A 15,731-nucleotide genomic window follows, 5' to 3' on the forward strand; every position below is an offset into this window, starting at 1 on the left:
CGGTCCCGCTCACGGGCGGGAGGCCACCTCTTCCGCGAGGCGCCGCACAGGCTCCGACCAGGCTTCGGGGTCGAGCCAGGGAAAGGTGTGCGCTCCCGGCACATCGGCGAACCGGCCGTCCGGCGGCAGGGCGGCAAGCCGACGGGCCCAGCGCCTGGTACCGATCACGTCCTCCCGGCCGTGCAGAACCAGAACAGGGACTGCCAGGCGGCGTACGGAAGCCTCCAGCGGTTCCTTCAGATGGGCGCCGACGGTGTGGAGGAGCCGCTTGGCGCCGGCGCGTTTCCACTCGGGGCGGTGGGAGGGGCCCAACCCGGCCGGTTCCCGACGGGAGTCCAGCCTCCAGCGGGCCAGCAGTCGCAGCCGGCCTCGCGCCACAGGGTCGACCGTCGGACTGGCCAGCACGACTGCGGCCACCTTCGGGTGGTCGACAGCCGCCCGGGCGGCGACCTGCGTACCGCTGGAGTGCCCGGCCAGCACGACACGGTCCAGGTCGCGGGCAGTGAGCCAGTCGGCGACGCAGCGGCCGAACTCCGGAACGTCCAGCTCGTGCGGAGGTTCGCCGCTGCCCCCGAACCCCGGCAGCTCGACCAGGTGGGCCCGTGTCCACCGGCCGAAAGCGGCGAGGCCCGGCAGCAGATAGTCGGCCACAGCCAGGCCCTGGACGAGAACGACTTCCGGGACTCCCGGGCGGGGGGCACCGACCGACCGGCTGCGCATCCGCCCCAGCACCCCGTCGTGGTAGGCGACGACCGTCCGGGCAGGAAACTCCGGAAAGGCCCGAGAGCCGGCAGCGGCGTCATCCCGGCGCGTCACGGGCTGCCCTCGTCGACGCTCTCGAAGGGGGCGAGACGGGCCGCCTCGGTGCCCCGTTGCTGGTCCAGAAAGGCGTCCAGCTCCTCGACCGTCAGTCGAGGGGGCAGGGGATACCGCTCCGGCTGGGCCGCCAGCGCCGGACCCCAGCGCAGCGTGCTGCCGATGTCCTCAGGAAAGGCACGCCGGTCAACCCCCAGCGTGCCGCCGCCCTCGGTTCCAAACCGACCGGCCAGTATGTCCCAGTCCTCGGCCGGGACCTGACCCACCGCGCGGAGCCCGTTGGAGAAGAGATTGACATCGACGCGTCGGTAAGTGCCGGTCGGCGAGCGCTCCAGGTAACTCTCCAGCAGACGGTACGAGGAACGCGCGGTGAACTGCAGCCAGAGCGGCACGGCCCCCAGCCGCAGCGTCCAGTACGGCTCCCACTGGTTGTAGGACTCGACCAGAAGACGATCAGCGGGCCTGCCGAGCCGGCGGAGCCACCAGCGGTGCAACTCGGCGACCAGCGGACTGAGGTGCTCCGGCTCGCCGATGGTGATGCGTCGGACCGGGTGCCCCCGGCGGGCGGCCAGTGCGCGGAGGTCGGCGGTGAGGGCATCGTCGTACCCCCACTCGGCCTCCGGGTACGTCTCGTCCGGAGGCGGTCCCTCCCAGCGACGCACGGGTGACCCCTGTTCGGCCAGATGCCGGGCGATCTCCTCGCTGCCGTTCGCGTACTCATGCGCAGGCATGCCGCCCAGCGCACCGAACTGAAAGCGGTGCCTGTCACCGAGCACCGTCATCGGCCACCGCAGCGTGCAGTCCACGATGAAGATGGTCCCGCCGGGTGCGAGCTGCTGTTCGAGGAAGCGCGTCAGCACCGGGCCGAGTTGGAGTCGCTTGAACCGGAAGTACATGAAACGCACGAGCATCGCACGGTCCTGGCTGGGATCGTGCATATGGCACAAGGACAGCTCACGGTTGACACCGGCCATGTGCCGCCCCAGCGCGCGCCCGGCTTCCAGCGCGGCTCGCGGCTGGTCCGGGTCCAGCCGTGCTCGTACGGGGACGAGGAAAGTCTGCGGCAGAACGGGTGCGCCCATGGCCGCGGCCAGATGCACCGCCGCACCGCTGACCGCACCGACGAAGACAGCCGGATACGGCCCCGGGCCGTACTGCGAGGTGATCCACCGGGCCAGGTCTTCGGCGCGGAGCCCGCTCACCAGGCCGGGCCGTGCGCTCTGCAGCTGCCCCGCCAGAACGAAGGCACGGCGTCGCGCGGCTGAAGGCAAGCGGGCGAGCCCGTCCGCCAGCCGCGCAGACCCGGGCACCACACCGAGCCCCCCGAAAGAACGGCCCCGCAGAAACCGGCTCACCGCCCGCACCGAAGCCACCGAGGAGTCGAAATCGCACAGACAGCTCGCCACCCGCGACGCCTGTCGCACCGCCCGACCTCCCTCCGCAGCCGTGGGGTCACGGTTTCCCGGAACCTGGTCCTCGCCGTTCAGCCGGGCGCCTGGACGCGTCGACGCCTGGACGCCGGAGTCGCAGCAGGCGGCTTCGGACCAGCCCTTCCGTGCCCGTCCCGACCCGCTCCGTTCCCACACTGCGACGCAGCCGTCGTTTGCGCATCTCGACCCAATGGCCGATGCGTGGGTTCTCTGTGGGCGCTGCTGTATGTTCTTCCGGGCTCGCGGAGGGCGAGTCATCCGGGGCGAGGGGCGAACGTGGCTGGTGAGCGGCTTGCTGCCGAGTGGGTTCGGGTCTGGTGCGAGCAGACGGACGCCGCGCTCACGGAGCTTGTGCACTCGTTTCAGGCGCGGCACGGCTTCCCGCCCGACAGAAACGTCATCGTGCGGGCAACGGAGGAGAGCCACCGGGCGACGGACGCGCTCGTGGAACTGACGCCGATCCCCTCGGATCTGACCACGGTGTACTGGGTGGTCGAAGAAGTCTCGCTGCCTGATGTGGACAGTGGCTTCTTCCTCCATCCGTCCTCAATGGTCGCAAGCCACTTCCGCGAGTACGGGTCCGTTGACCTCGACGGGGAAGAGCCTGCCTTGGTGTTCGCCAGCGACGGCGGCGGCCATCTGTACGCACTGGCAGGCTCCGGGCGGGTATGGCGGTCGGCCACCGCCTCGTGGTTCGGTCAATTCGACCTGGCCGCAGCCGGCCTTCAAGAGCTCCTCGAAGTGCTGGCTCAACGGATCACCGCTCAGCTTTGATCGGGCAGCCGACACGGGACGGCAACAGTGTGGGTGCAGGCTGTGGTGGACCAGGACCGGATCCACCGGTAGCGTCCATTTCATGACCCCGGAAGACCTTGCCAATCTCGCGCATCTGCGCCGAGCGCGGGATCTGATCGACCGGGAGTACGCGCAGCCGCTCGATGTACCGACGATGGCACGCCGCGCGCTCATGTCGCCGGCGCACTTCTCGCGACGGTTCCGGGCGGCCTATGGCGAGACGCCGTACAGCTATCTCATGACCCGCCGGATCGAGCGGGCGATGGCGCTGCTGCGCGGGGGCATGAGCGTGACCGACGCGTGCATGGCGGTCGGCTGTACGTCGCTCGGCTCGTTCAGCTCGCGGTTCACCGAGCTCGTGGGGGAGACGCCGAGCGCGTACCGCAGCCGGGAGCACAGTGCCGTGGCGGCGATGCCCCCGTGCTTGGCGAAGGTGCGGACCCGCCCGGTACGGAATCCGCCGAGCAGGATTCGAGAAGCGGACGGCTCCCCCGCCGCTTAACGTCGGTGGCATGAACATCGCACTCCAGTACTGCCACATCACCGTCAACGAGCTGGACGAGTCGCTCGCCTTCTATCGCGACTCCCTCGGCCTCGAAGTGCGCAACGACGTCGCTGCCGGCGAATTCCGCTGGGTCACGCTCGGCAGCGCGGCACAGCCGGACCTGGAGATCGTGCTCTCGGAACCGCACGCCGGCCGTTCGCAGGCCGACGGCGACGCCCTGCAAGAGCTGCTCGTCAAGGGCGTTCTGCCGATGACCGTCTTCAGCACCGATGATCTGGATGCGATCTTCGAGCGGGTACGGGCATCCGGCGCCGAGGTACTCCAGGAGCCCATCGACCAGCCCTGGGGGCCGCGTGACTGCGCATTCCGCGACCCCTCGGGCAACATGGTGCGGATCCAGCAGAAGCCCAAGGCGTAATGCTCGGCCGTTGGAGCATCTCTCGACGGCGTTCTTCGCGGGGTTGGCAGCGTATTCCGTAGGGGCTGCGGAGGCCCGCCGAGCCGGTTGTGCGGCGGCGGCTTCCCGGCCGACCCCTGGTTCGCACTCGGCCACGCGTTCCGCGGGCCGAGGCGGCGAGGCCCTGGTTCGCGGGCCTGGAAGGCAGACGTACTGCTGCGAAGGCGGCCCAGACTGACAGATGGAGAGACGAAGAGCATGACCACGAGCCCGGACACGCAGTCGTCTGCGCTGCACGTTGCCGACAGCCACGATGTGATCCGCGTGCACGGCGCGCGTGAGAACAACCTCAAGGACGTCAGCGTCGAGATCCCGAAGCGCCGGCTGACGGTGTTCACCGGTGTTTCCGGCTCGGGCAAGAGCTCGCTGGTCTTCAGCACGATCGCCGCGGAGTCGCAGCGGATGATCAACGAGACCTACAGCACCTTCGTGCAGGGCTTCATGCCGCCGGTGGCCCGGCCCGAGGTCGACGTACTCGAAGGGCTGACGACTGCGATCATCGTCGACCAGCAGCGGATGGGGGCGGACCCCCGTTCCACGGTCGGCACCGCCACCGACGCCAACGCGATGCTGCGCATCCTCTTCAGCCGGCTCGGAAAGCCGCACATCGGCTCGCCTGCGGCGTTCTCCTTCAACACCGCCTCGGTCCGGGCGAGCGGGGGGATCACGGTCGAACGCGGTGCCGACAAGACCAGGACCGTGAAAGCCACCTTCTCCCGCACAGGCGGCATGTGTACGCGCTGCGAAGGCCGGGGCACGGTCTCCGACATCGATCTCACCCAGCTCTACGACGACTCCAAGTCGATCGCCGAGGGCGCGTTCACCATTCCCGGCTGGAAATCGGACAGCTTCTGGACCGTGCGGCTCTATGCCGAGTCGGGCCTCCTCGACCCGGACAAGCCGATCCGCAAGTTCACCAAGAAGGAGATGCAGGACTTCCTCTACCGGGAGCCGACCAAGGTGAAGGTCGAGGGCGTGAACCTCACCTACGAGGGGCTGATCCCCAAGATCCAGAAGTCGTTCCTGTCCAAGGACAAGGAGGCGATGCAGCCGCACATCCGGGCGTTCGTGGAGCGGGCGGTCACCTTCACCACCTGCCCCGAGTGTGAGGGCACCCGGCTCAGCGAGGCGGCCCGGTCGTCGAAGATCAAGAAGATCAGCATCGCCGACGCCTGTGCGATGCAGATCAGCGACCTGGCCGAATGGGTCCGCGGCCTCGACGAACCTTCGGTGGCGCCGCTGCTCACAACGCTGCAGGACACTCTCGACTCGTTCGTGGAGATCGGGCTCGGCTACCTCTCCCTCGACCGGTCGTCGGGCACGCTGTCGGGCGGCGAGGCGCAGCGCGTCAAGATGATCCGCCACCTGGGCTCCTCACTCACCGACGTCACCTACGTCTTCGACGAGCCCACCATCGGGCTGCACCCGCACGACATCCAGCGGATGAACGACCTGCTGCTGCGACTGCGGGACAAGGGCAACACGGTGCTCGTCGTGGAGCACAAGCCGGAGACGATCGCGATCGCCGACCACGTCGTCGACCTCGGCCCCGGCGCCGGTACGGCGGGCGGCACCATCTGCTTCGAGGGCACCGTCGGAGGGCTGCGGGCCGGCGGTACCGTCACCGGCCGCCATCTCGACGACCGGGCAGCCCTCAAGGAGACGGTGCGTAAGCCCACCGGCACGCTGGAGCTCCGCGGCGCGACCACGAACAACCTGCAGAGTGTGGACGTCGACATCCCGCTCGGCGTGCTCTGTGTCGTCACCGGCGTCGCCGGCTCCGGCAAGAGCTCACTCATCCACGGCTCCATCCCGGCGCCTGAGGGCGTGGTGTCGATCGACCAGGGTGCGATACGCGGCTCGCGACGGAGCAACCCGGCGACCTACACCGGACTTCTCGACCCGGTCCGCAAGGCATTCGCGAAGGCCAACGGCGTGAAGCCGGGGCTGTTCAGTGCCAACTCCGAGGGTGCCTGCCCCAACTGCAACGGCGCCGGCGTCGTCTACACCGACCTGGCGATGATGGCCGGCGTCGCCCTCACCTGCGAGGAGTGCGAGGGGAAGCGGTTCCAGGCATCGGTGCTGGAGTACCAGCTCGGCGGCCGTGACATCAGCGAGGTGCTCGCCATGTCGGTGGCCGAGGCCGAGGAGTTCTTCGGCGCCGGCGAGGCGCGCACCCCGGCGGCCCATAAGATCCTTGAGCGGATGGCGGACGTCGGACTCGGCTATCTCACCCTCGGCCAGCCGCTCACCACGCTGTCCGGTGGGGAACGGCAGCGGCTCAAGCTGGCCACGCACATGGCCGAGAAGGGCGGCGTCTATGTCCTCGACGAGCCGACCACCGGCCTCCATCTTGCCGACGTCGAGCAACTGCTCGGCCTGCTCGACCGGCTCGTCGACTCCGGGAAGTCGGTCATCGTCATCGAGCACCACCAGGCGGTCATGGCGCACGCCGACTGGATCATCGACCTCGGCCCCGGCGCGGGCCACGACGGCGGCCGGATCGTCTTCGAGGGCACCCCCACCGACCTCGTCGCCGCCCGCTCCACCCTCACCGGCCGGCACCTCGCGGCCTACGTCGGCGCCTGACCGCAGCCCTCGCGGACGCCGTGCTTACGGAGTGCCGCCGAGGCTGCGGAGACAAAGGGTTGTGGCTGCCTCGATGCTCTGCTGTGTCGTCCGGCCGGACGGGGGATCGAGGACCGCTCCGTGTACTTGGGCGTCGACGGCTTGGACGAGGAGCAGGGCGGTCAGGTAGTGGTCCGGGCCGCCGACGTCCAGTCGGCGCAGGTGCTCCTCGACGTGTGCGGCGAAGCCGGCCTGGAGTTCGCGGAGTTGGCGGGCGGCCTGGGGAGGCCGGGGCGCCTGGTCGTACAGCAGCCGGTGGGTGTGCGGGTCGATCCGGTGCTGCTCGGCCACGGCGCCGATGATGGCGCGGATCGTCTCTTCCAGCGGCGGGCCGGTGTCTTGCAACTCGCGGAAGACGGTGCCGAGGTGTTCGGCCAACTGGCGCACGTGCCGCTCGCCGAGCGCGTACAGCAGCGCGTCCTTGGAACGTCAGCACGCCGCCTACCGAAAGGTCCGGCTTCCGGTGCGGTTCCAGCGGCAAGTGCTGCGGGTCTCCTACCGCGACACCACGACCCCGGTCCCGGTCCATCTCTACGAACGCCGCCGTGAACAGCGCCGCGGAGTCCTCGTACTGTGCGGCGGTGTTGACACCTGGAAGGTCGAACTGCACCGGCTGGCAGTGACCACCGCGCGGCTTACCGGTCTGCTGGTCGCCGCGCTCGACATGCCGGGCACCGGCGAATCCCAGGTCCCCCTCTCCGCCGACGGCGACCGCGTACTGGCCGGGGCCGTCGGGGCGCTCCGCGACGCCTACGGGCTGCCCATCGGGTTCCTCGGACTCAGCTTCGGTGGACACTGGGCCGCCAAACTCGCCCTCCAGCAAGAGGTCGACGCGGCAATCGACATCGGCGGTCCCACCGGCCTCGCCGACCAGCCCGTCAGCCTGCTGGACCTGCCGTACGGCATGTCTGGCATCGTCGCCAACGCTGCCGGGCTCGACCGTCTCCCCACCCCCGAACAGGCACCGGCCCTGCTGGAAGAGTTCTCCCTCCGCCACCTCGTCGATGCTCCCGGCAGCACGCCGCTGCTGGCCGCCAACGGCGCCGACGATCAGTACATACCCCGTGGCGACACCACGGGTCTCGGCCACCGGGACGCCACCACCGTGTGGATCGTCCGCGACGCCACGCACTGCGCAATCGAGCACTTCCGCCCGCTCATCCTCGCCTCCTGGGGCTGGCTCCTGGCGCGCCTCGCCCCCCGACCCGCCACCCGCCGACTCGTCGAACACCTCCTCACCACCCCCGTCCGCCGCTTGCTGACGACCTGACCGCGCGTCCCGCAACCGGCCACGAGCCCCCAACCTCACCCGGGCGCCCCCAGCGGTGAGTCAGAGTCCCCTCCGGATGCGGCCCGCCGAAGCGGCGGCTCTCGCTGTACGCCCTCTGGAAACGGGGCGACCGCACCGCCTGTCCTCCCTGCCGCTCGTGCTGCTGGGCGACGCGGGCGCCATCCACGGGCAAGCGCCCTTACCTCGCAGGTAATTGCTGGTCGTGACCGGTCCGCATACCGTCCGTGACACAAACGGCGACCGGTATGAGAGGAGAACGGCCAGTGGCATCGATACAGCACCACGGCGCAGCAGCAACCGCGGGGAGGACCGCATCCGACGGTCTCGCCCGCCTCGCCCTGAAGTTGGACGGGGTCGTTACAGGTCTGAACGGTCTCGGCTATCTCGCGCTCGCCGCGGCCCTCGACTCGTTCTTCGGGTTCGACACCAAGGTCCAGTACCCGGTCGGCGTCTTCCTGCTCGTCTACGGGATCGGTGTACTCGTCCTGGGCACGCGCGAGACGATCAACCGCAGCGGCTTGGGCCTCGTGCTGGCGGCAAATCTCGCGTGGGCCGCGCTGAGCATCGTCGTACTCATCACCGACGCGCTCACCCCCACCGGGGTCGGCCAGGTGTGGATCGTCCTCCAGGCCCTGGTGGTCGGCGGCTTCGCGGCGCTCCAGTACGCGGGGCTGAAGCGGTTGTGAACCAACAGCGCTTCGGATGGGGCTGAATCTCCGTCAGCGGAATTGTTCAGCCGGTCGGCGACTTCCGGGAGTTCGTCGCGGAGATCCGCGGTCAGGCGCGGGTCAGCTCCACGAGCTTCTGCACGGTGTTCCAGTTGCGGGACGTCGTCTCGGTCCCTTTGAGCAGGCTCGGGCGCTGAAGGGCAGGGGAGAGGCGTGAGGTGCCGAGTCCGCCGGGGGTGTACAGGTACAGAACTCGATCACCGACCCGGAATTCCTCAGGAAGGTACTCGGTGGGATCGAGGGAAGTGAATTGCTCGGAAGTGACCGGCTGGGAGCAGAAGACGGCGTGCAGTCGGCTGCCTGAGAGGTCGGCGGCGGGGAAGGGACAGTCGTCGAGGACAGCCCGAAGGTACGAGCCCGCACGCACCATGCAGGTGACGTGGAGGCCGAAGTGCTGCTCGATCGCCGTCTCCATGCCGACGGCGAGCGCCTCCTCGTCGTCCGATTCACTGCGGAAGACGGCGTTGCCGCTGTTGAGATGGGTCCGCACTTCGCCGTGCCCGAGTTGGCCGAGAAGTTCTCGCAACTCGGGCATCGGCACCTTCTTGCTGCCGCCTACGTTGATTCCGCGCAGAAGTGCGGCGTACATCGTTGCCACCACTCCAGCTTAGAACGGCCTCCAGCTTGAAAAGCCTCCGCCGTGAAACCGTCTTCGTCATCGAGACGGCCTCCGTCACGCGTACGCCGTGACCGAGCGCGGAAGGGGGCGCGGCAAGTTCCTGGAAGTATCCGAGGCAATACCGACAGTTACCCCAACCTCGTATTCACGATCCCGGTCCAACCCTTATTCCGATCCGTCCCTGGGCTTGCGCTGCCAAGGCCGGCGCCGTTTTCGGCTCCGCCGACCACGACCGTCCTGCCGCCCACGGCTCCAGGACCAGCCGGCCGGAGGCTCGTCGGAACGCCATGGCTCACGTTCGGGGTAGCCCTCCCTGCTCCACCGGGCGGCCAGCTCCCGGGTCCGGGCCGCAGGCTCGTTCACGCTCGCTGCTCGGACGAACTCCTCGTCGAATTCGACGGGGTCGGTCTCGTCGCTCGTGACCGGGCCCTGCGGAGCCACTGAATTCTGCGGCTCACCCGCCCCGGGCGGCCGAAGCACCTCACCCGGGGCAGCCGCGTCCTCCGGCTCGGTGCCGTTCTGCGGTCGGCGCCTGCCCCCTTTGTCACCGCCCGGTCGTCCGTCTCGTTCGCCACTGCTGTTCATGACCCGTACGCCTCCTCAGGTCTCAAGGCTACGAGCGGGGAACTTCATGGATTTCCGAGTTCGGTGAGAAATTCTTGAGAATCCATAGGGTGACGACATGCCGGAGCGGCGAGCCGGTGGATCACGTCGGGTTTCTCAAGCCGGATTCCTCATGCCGGGTAGGGAGCGGCCTCGCGCGCCGTGCGGAGCGCGCCTGCCCACCAGGCCAACTGGTCGAGCAAGGTCTTGGCGTATCCGGCGGTTTCAGGGTCGAGCGGACGACCGTCCTGCCATGCGGTGAAGTAGTTCGGGAAGGCGAGACCGTCACGGATGGTCACCGCATGCAGTTCGGTCAGTACGTTTTCCAGATGCAGCACCGCGTGCCTGCCGCCTGCCGCGCCGCCGTAGCTGACGAAGGCGACGGGCTTGGCCGTCCACTGGGTGAAGTGCCAGTCGATGGCGGCCTTCAAGGACGCGGGGTAACTGTGGTTGTACTCCGGCGTGACCACGACGAATGCGTCGGCGCCTTCCAGCGCCGATGTCAGCGCCGCCATTCCGGCGGGACGGGGGTACTCGTCGCCCGCGAACTTCGGTGATTCCGCAGGCAGGGAGAGCGGAAGGTCGATCTCTGCCAGATCGACGATCTCCACCTCGAAACCACCGTGAATGCGGGCCTGCTCGGCGACCCATGAGGCCACGACCGGGCCGAACCGTCCTTCCCGAACGCTTCCGACGATGATCACCAGCTTGTGTGTGTTCTCCATGTCCACCAGATTCAGGCCGCACCGTGGCGGCAGCCAGACCGTGATCAGGCTGGCCCCCGCAGGGCCACCCTGGGCACTGCGAGATCAGCGGGCAACGGCATACGCTCAGGGCATGGGTACGCCATTGGGGGACTTCATCCGGGCGAAGCGCGACAGCACCCAGCCGGAATCGCTGGGGCTGCCGGACCGCGGCCGTCGCCGGTCACCGGGGCTGCGGCGCTCGGATCTCGCCGTACGGGCCGGCATCAGCGTCGAATACCTCACCCGCATCGAGCAGGGCCGTGACCGCAATCCTTCGGTGGCTGTGGTCAACGCACTCGCCGATGCCCTCAGCCTCGACCCCTCGGAACGTAACCATCTGCGCTACCTCGCGAAGATCACCGGCGGCGAATGCTCCGCTCACACGCAGGCCGCACCACCGCGTCGAGAAGTGCGGCCGACTGTGCTGCAGACCCTCCGCCTCCTCGAACCGGGCATCGCCATGGTGACCAACCGGCTGGGCGACGTCCTCGCCCACACCAGTGCGTACGAGTCGGTGACCAGCGGAACCGGACTGCTCGACACCGACACACCCAACCTCACCCGCTATGTCTTCACCGACGCCCGCGCCCGGACGTTCTTCGCCGACTGGGACGATGTCGCCGACGAGCAGGCGTTCGACCTGTGGCTCGCGCCCTCCGTCGAGAACTCCGAGTGGCTCACCGCGGAGCTCGCGACCGTCGCCGGCGCCGACTTCACCCAGCGCTTGAACCGGCACGTGGTTCCGCAACGTGGAACCCTCCGGCTCAACCACCCCTCCGGGTGCGAACTTCAGCTGCTCCGCGAGACGGCCGAACTCTCCTCGGACTCACAACAACTGGTCGTCTTCCTCCCCGCGGACGAGGCGACGGCCCAGGCCGTCGACGAACTCAGCAATCGGCCCCACGGTCGGCTCCGCGCCATCTCGTAGCGCCTCCTGACCTTCGTCCGGCGCCGAGCCCTCGCATCTGCGCGCCGGTGGCGCTGATGTCGTTGGCGGAGCCCTTGGGGAGGACGACCGTACCGGCGTTGGTACCGCGTACCACCTCGGCGCATGGATCACTCTGCGGTGGCGTGGGCTCAGCGTCGTAGCAGGCGTTTCTGTACCGCCTCCAGCGGCCCGTGCTCGAACCGGCGCAGCCACAGACTCGATCCCGTCACCAGTACCAGGCAGATCGCCGCCCACAGGCCCATCACCCACCACGGGCCGCTGTCCGCCCAACGGGATGCCAGGCCAAGGCCGATGCCGTAGCAAGCCAGCATGGCGAGCACGTTTTGCAGCACGTAACAGGACAGAGCCGTGCGCCCGACGTAGGCCAGGGCGGAGCTCAGCGGCCCGGGACGGCGGAACTGGTCCATCGCCACCCCTATGAGGCCCAGGTAGCCGATCGCCAGCACCGGCGCAGCACCGTACCGGTCCAGCAGGAAGAAGCCCGGACCGCCAAGCACGGCCAGGGTGTTGAGGGGCAGGCCGATCCCCAGGCCCCAGGCGGCCAGCCGGCGCCGCAAGTGCCGTCCTGCTGCATCGCTCTGGAAGGCCCCGGCTCGGAAGAGCCGTATGCCGAGCAGGAACAGGAACAACAACAGCCCGAAGGACAGCACCGGTTCCATGCGCAGCACTACGGCGTGCGACAGGCGGAAGGCGACCTGCTCCCCGTAGCTCCCCTGGGCGTACAGCGTCACGACGTCGGCGTCGGGGCCGCCACCCGTCCCGCCGTCCGAGGTGAGCACCATGGCGGCCGTGAACAGCGACATCGCCACCAGATGGAATCCGCCCGCGACCAGCCACGTAACGCGCTGGGCCCGCGCGGATCGCGTGAGCAGCCAGGCCACCAGCAAGGCGACCACCGCGTACCCCATCAACACGTCCCAGGCGAAGACGAGTACGAAATGTGCCGTCCCCTCGGCGAAGAGGAAGAGCGCCCGCCATTTGTACCGGCCCGGCCATGGCTGCCCCCGCTTGGCGGCTGACCGGAATTGGATGGCCAACCCGACCCCGAAGAGAATGGTCAGCATCGACAGAAACTTCCCGTTCGCGAAGGAACGGAAGACCGTTTCCGCCACTCCGGCCAAGGAGGACGAGTCGGCCCCTGTCGAGGACCCGACGTTCCCACTGAGGACGCCCCACTCGGCGCCCGGCGCTGCGAAGATCCAGACGTTACTCATCAGCGTGCCGAGGATTGCCACCCCCCGAAGCACATCCAGCAAGGGCAACCGCCCGCCCGCCCCGCTGCCCACGCTCCCGGTGGCGCCCTCCGCCGCCACGGCCTCCCGCGCCCCCACCACTCCGTGCACGCCGACTCCCGCCCGTGATACTCGCTTTCCACCATGGTCGAGAGGCTCGGGGCCGAATTCGTCGTTCGCGACGATGAAGATGATGAAGCCGTACTACATCCTTCGATGCAGTACGAACGGAATGCGATGCAGTACGTACGGAAGCGGACGCTCGGCGCCGGTGCGCTCCTGGCTGGGGCCGCCGGCCTGAAGTCGACCACCTCGGCGCGGACGGAGGGAACGGCTGTACGTTCCGTCGCAGCGGTGGCGGGCCCGCAGGGCCGGAACCCTGTTACGCCGCGACTTCCGTACGGGTGGGTGGTTCGGCGCCCTGCCGAGTGCAGGTGATGCCGGCGATGACGGACGCGGTGCGCAGCAGGTCGCCCAGCGCCGTGCGGTCGAGGCCGGCCAGCTGTCCGCGCCGGGCTCCGCCGAGCAGGCCGGCCTGGCCGAGCCAGTCGAGGATGCCGGCGGTGAAGGCGTCCCCGGCGCCCACGGTGTCGACGGCGTCCACGCGGGACGCGGGTTGCCGTACCTCTCCGGCGGCCGTCACGGCACAGGCGCCGGCGCCGCCGCGGGTGACCACGACGAGGGCCGGCCCTGAGGCGAGCCAGCGTCGGGCCACCTCGGTGTCCTTCTCCCCGGGGTAGAGCAAGCGGAGGTCCTCGGTGCTGACCTTGACCACGTCCACCATGGCCACCTGCCGTTCGACCCGCGCGACCACCTCGGTCCGTGAGGGCAGGAGGGAGGGGCGGATGTTGGGATCCAGGGAGAGGGTCACGGCACCGCGTGCGCGTTCGGCGGCCAGGAAGGCTTCAAGGACGTCCGCGCCCGGTGCCAGGGTGGTGGCGAGCGAGCCGGTGTGCACGGCCCGGCAGGAGTCGTCGAGCACGGGGGGCTCGTGGATGTCCCAGGCGACGCGGAAGTCGTAGTCGGCGACCCCGTCGGTATCGAGGGTGGCGATGGCGAGGCTGGTCGGTTCCTTCGCCCCCGGGAGGATCCGTATCCGGACGCCGCTGTGCTCCAGGTGCTCGCGGACCAGGCGGCCGAGGGTGTCGTCGCCGAGGTGTGTGGCCAGCGTGACCTGGTTGCCGAGTCGGGCGAGGCCGACGGCGACGTTGGCCGGACTGCCGCCGGGCAGGGCGGCGAACGTGCGCTCCCCAGCGGATCCGACCAGGTCGATCAGGGATTCGCCGACGACCGTGATCATGTCTGCTCCTTCGTTCGGGACCGGCGGGCAGGGTGCGGAAGCGGCGCAACGATAAGTTCGAGAAAAAAATCTCGCAAGATGTGTTAACAACAGCGCAGTCTGCTGCTAATAATTCTGCTATCGATACCGCGCTCGACACCCCTGAGCCGCCTCCCGCACCGTCTTACCGCTCCCTCCTCGCTCCACCTCCGACGCCACCGCCGCTGAGCCGCGTCACCCGACGTGCGGCGTGCTGTACCTGCGGAGCCCCGTCGCCACCACCCGCACGAGAGGTCCCTCGCCATGCCATCGATCAGACATGCCCTCATCGCCGGCGCAGCCGCCACCACCCTCCTGGCCAGCGCGTGTTCGGGCGCCGGAGCAGGCGGCTCCTCGGGCGGGGGAAAGAGCATCAACGTGCTGATGGTCGGCAACCCGCAGATGGAGGACATCGCCAAGCTGACGAAGGACACGTTCACGAAGGACACCGGCATCAAGGTGAACTTCACGGTCCTTCCCGAGAACGAGCTGCGCGACAAAGTCACCCAGGACATCGCCTCCCAGGCGGGCCAGTACGACGTCGCCACCGTCGGCGCCTACGAAGTCCCCATCTGGCACGAGAACGGCTGGCTGCACGAGCTCGGCTCCTACGCCGACAAGGATGCGAGCTTCGACAAGGCCGACCTGCTCAAGCCGATGGTGCAGTCTCTGTCCGGCAAGGACGGCAAGCTCTACGCCCTGCCGTTCTACGGTGAGTCCTCCTTCCTCATGTACCGCAAGGACGTCTTCGCCGAGAAGGGCCTGAAGATGCCCGAGCGCCCGACTTGGCAGCAGGTGGCAGACCTCGCTGCCAAGACGGACGGCGCCAAGCCGGGAATGAAGGGCATCTGCCTGCGCGGTCTGCCCGGCTGGGGCGAGCTCGGGGCGCCGCTGACGAGTATGGCCAACACCTTCGGCGGCACCTGGTTCACCAAGGACTGGAAAGCGCAGGTCAACAGCGGCGGCTTCAAGAAGGCCACGAAGTTCTACGTCGACCTGGTCAAGAAGCACGGTGAGGCGGGCGCTCCGCAGGCCGGGTTCACCGAGTGCCTGAACGCGATGAGCCAGGGCAAGGTCGCGATGTGGTACGACGCGACCAGCGCGGCCGGGTCGCTGGAGGACGCCAAGTCCAGCAAGGCCGCGGGCAAGATCGGTTACGCGTACGCGCCCGTGGAGAAGACCGAAAGCAGCGGCTGGCTCTGGTCGTGGGCGTGGGCGATGCCGAAGACCACCAAAAAGGCCGACGCCGCCTCGAAGTTCATGCTCTGGGCGTCCAGCAAGAAGTACGAGAAGCTCGTCGGCGAGAAGCTCGGCTGGTCGCGGGTCCCCGCCGGGAAGCGGGCCAGCACCTATGAGATCCCCGAGTACAAGAAGGCGTCCGCCGCGTTCGGCGACGTCACCCTGAAGTCCATTCAGCAGGCCGACCCGTCCAACCCCGGTGTCCAGCCGCGGCCCACGGGCGGCATCCAGTTCGTCGCCATCCCCGAGTTCCAGGACCTCGGGACCAAGGTGACCCAGGAGATCTCCGCCGCCATCGCCGGCAAGACCAGCGTGGACAAGGCCCTTGACGACAGCCAGAAGCTCGCGGAGGACGTCGCCAAGAAGCAGAAGTAA

General features: G+C 68.8%; 16 protein-coding genes. 8 read left to right on the plus strand and 8 right to left on the minus strand.

Annotation, left to right across the window (positions count from 1 at the left end; translation table 11 throughout):
* Window positions 1–9: 9 nt before the first annotated feature.
* Together ACTWP9_RS10940 and ACTWP9_RS10945 are read right to left on the minus strand one after the other, a co-directional pair.
* Window positions 10–816, minus strand: a complete 807-nt coding sequence (locus ACTWP9_RS10940) for an alpha/beta fold hydrolase (protein WP_443245846.1) — start codon at window positions 814–816, stop codon at window positions 10–12.
* On the minus strand, window positions 813–2,240 hold the full coding sequence (locus ACTWP9_RS10945) for a hypothetical protein (RefSeq protein WP_443245847.1): 1,428 nt from the start codon (window positions 2,238–2,240) through the stop codon (window positions 813–815). Before ACTWP9_RS10945 ends, ACTWP9_RS10940 begins: the two co-directional genes overlap by 4 nt.
* A gap of 282 nt (window positions 2,241–2,522) precedes the next feature.
* Between ACTWP9_RS10945 and ACTWP9_RS10950 the strand changes: the two genes are divergently transcribed.
* The 4 genes from ACTWP9_RS10950 to ACTWP9_RS10965 all read left to right on the plus strand — a co-directional run bounded on the left by ACTWP9_RS10950 (window position 2,523) and on the right by ACTWP9_RS10965 (window position 6,592).
* Entirely contained in the window at window positions 2,523–3,020 is a 498-nt protein-coding gene (locus ACTWP9_RS10950) for a hypothetical protein (RefSeq protein ID WP_443245848.1), read from the plus strand.
* An 82-nt stretch (window positions 3,021–3,102) separates the two neighbouring features.
* On the plus strand, window positions 3,103–3,543 hold the full coding sequence (locus ACTWP9_RS10955; protein WP_443245849.1) for a helix-turn-helix transcriptional regulator: 441 nt from the start codon (window positions 3,103–3,105) through the stop codon (window positions 3,541–3,543).
* Window positions 3,544–3,553: 10 nt separating this feature from the next.
* Entirely contained in the window at window positions 3,554–3,964 is a 411-nt protein-coding gene (locus ACTWP9_RS10960) for a VOC family protein (protein ID WP_443245850.1), read from the plus strand.
* Window positions 3,965–4,201: 237 nt separating this feature from the next.
* Window positions 4,202–6,592 (plus strand): ATP-binding cassette domain-containing protein, encoded by a 2,391-nt coding sequence (locus tag ACTWP9_RS10965; RefSeq protein WP_443245851.1) that lies wholly within the window; start codon window positions 4,202–4,204, stop codon window positions 6,590–6,592.
* 24 nt (window positions 6,593–6,616) lie between these two features.
* On the opposite strand, the gene ACTWP9_RS10970 is transcribed toward ACTWP9_RS10965, so the two are convergent.
* Complete coding sequence (locus ACTWP9_RS10970) at window positions 6,617–7,018, minus strand: hypothetical protein (protein WP_443245852.1); 402 nt, start codon at window positions 7,016–7,018, stop codon at window positions 6,617–6,619.
* A gap of 34 nt (window positions 7,019–7,052) precedes the next feature.
* Here ACTWP9_RS10970 and ACTWP9_RS10975 point away from each other — a divergent pair, with 34 nt between their 5' ends.
* Both ACTWP9_RS10975 and ACTWP9_RS10980 read left to right on the plus strand, forming a co-directional pair.
* The gene (locus ACTWP9_RS10975; RefSeq protein WP_443245853.1) at window positions 7,053–7,901 is read left to right on the plus strand and encodes an alpha/beta hydrolase; all 849 of its coding nucleotides are present in this window, start codon (window positions 7,053–7,055) and stop codon (window positions 7,899–7,901) included.
* Between the two features lie 284 nt (window positions 7,902–8,185).
* Entirely contained in the window at window positions 8,186–8,608 is a 423-nt protein-coding gene (locus ACTWP9_RS10980) for a hypothetical protein (RefSeq protein WP_443245854.1), read from the plus strand.
* Window positions 8,609–8,699: 91 nt separating this feature from the next.
* Here the strand turns inward: ACTWP9_RS10980 and ACTWP9_RS10985 are convergent, their stop codons facing one another.
* From ACTWP9_RS10985 to ACTWP9_RS10995, 3 genes are all read right to left on the minus strand, one after another.
* Window positions 8,700–9,248, minus strand: coding sequence for a DUF1697 domain-containing protein (locus ACTWP9_RS10985; protein ID WP_443245855.1), 549 nt, complete (start codon window positions 9,246–9,248; stop codon window positions 8,700–8,702).
* A 186-nt stretch (window positions 9,249–9,434) separates the two neighbouring features.
* On the minus strand, window positions 9,435–9,854 hold the full coding sequence (locus tag ACTWP9_RS10990) for an SGM_3592 family protein (RefSeq protein ID WP_443245856.1): 420 nt from the start codon (window positions 9,852–9,854) through the stop codon (window positions 9,435–9,437).
* A gap of 149 nt (window positions 9,855–10,003) precedes the next feature.
* Window positions 10,004–10,597, minus strand: a complete 594-nt coding sequence (locus tag ACTWP9_RS10995; RefSeq protein WP_443245857.1) for an NADPH-dependent FMN reductase — start codon at window positions 10,595–10,597, stop codon at window positions 10,004–10,006.
* A gap of 112 nt (window positions 10,598–10,709) precedes the next feature.
* On the opposite strand from ACTWP9_RS10995, the gene ACTWP9_RS11000 reads away from it, so the two are divergent.
* Entirely contained in the window at window positions 10,710–11,546 is an 837-nt protein-coding gene (locus ACTWP9_RS11000) for a helix-turn-helix domain-containing protein (RefSeq protein WP_443245858.1), read from the plus strand.
* 149 nt (window positions 11,547–11,695) lie between these two features.
* Here ACTWP9_RS11000 and ACTWP9_RS11005 read toward each other — a convergent pair whose 3' ends face one another.
* Window positions 11,696–12,901 carry a DUF418 domain-containing protein gene (locus ACTWP9_RS11005; RefSeq protein ID WP_443245956.1) on the minus strand — a complete coding sequence of 402 codons (1,206 nt, stop codon included), beginning with the start codon at window positions 12,899–12,901 and terminating at the stop codon, window positions 11,696–11,698.
* 280 nt (window positions 12,902–13,181) lie between these two features.
* Window positions 13,182–14,099 (minus strand): carbohydrate kinase family protein, encoded by a 918-nt coding sequence (locus ACTWP9_RS11010; protein ID WP_443245859.1) that lies wholly within the window; start codon window positions 14,097–14,099, stop codon window positions 13,182–13,184.
* 282 nt (window positions 14,100–14,381) lie between these two features.
* On the opposite strand from ACTWP9_RS11010, the gene ACTWP9_RS11015 reads away from it, so the two are divergent.
* Window positions 14,382–15,731, plus strand: a complete 1,350-nt coding sequence (locus ACTWP9_RS11015) for an ABC transporter substrate-binding protein (protein WP_443245860.1) — start codon at window positions 14,382–14,384, stop codon at window positions 15,729–15,731.

The sequence above is a fragment of the Streptomyces sp. 3N207 genome, assembly GCF_052246355.1.
GTDB lineage: Bacteria > Actinomycetota > Actinomycetes > Streptomycetales > Streptomycetaceae > Streptomyces.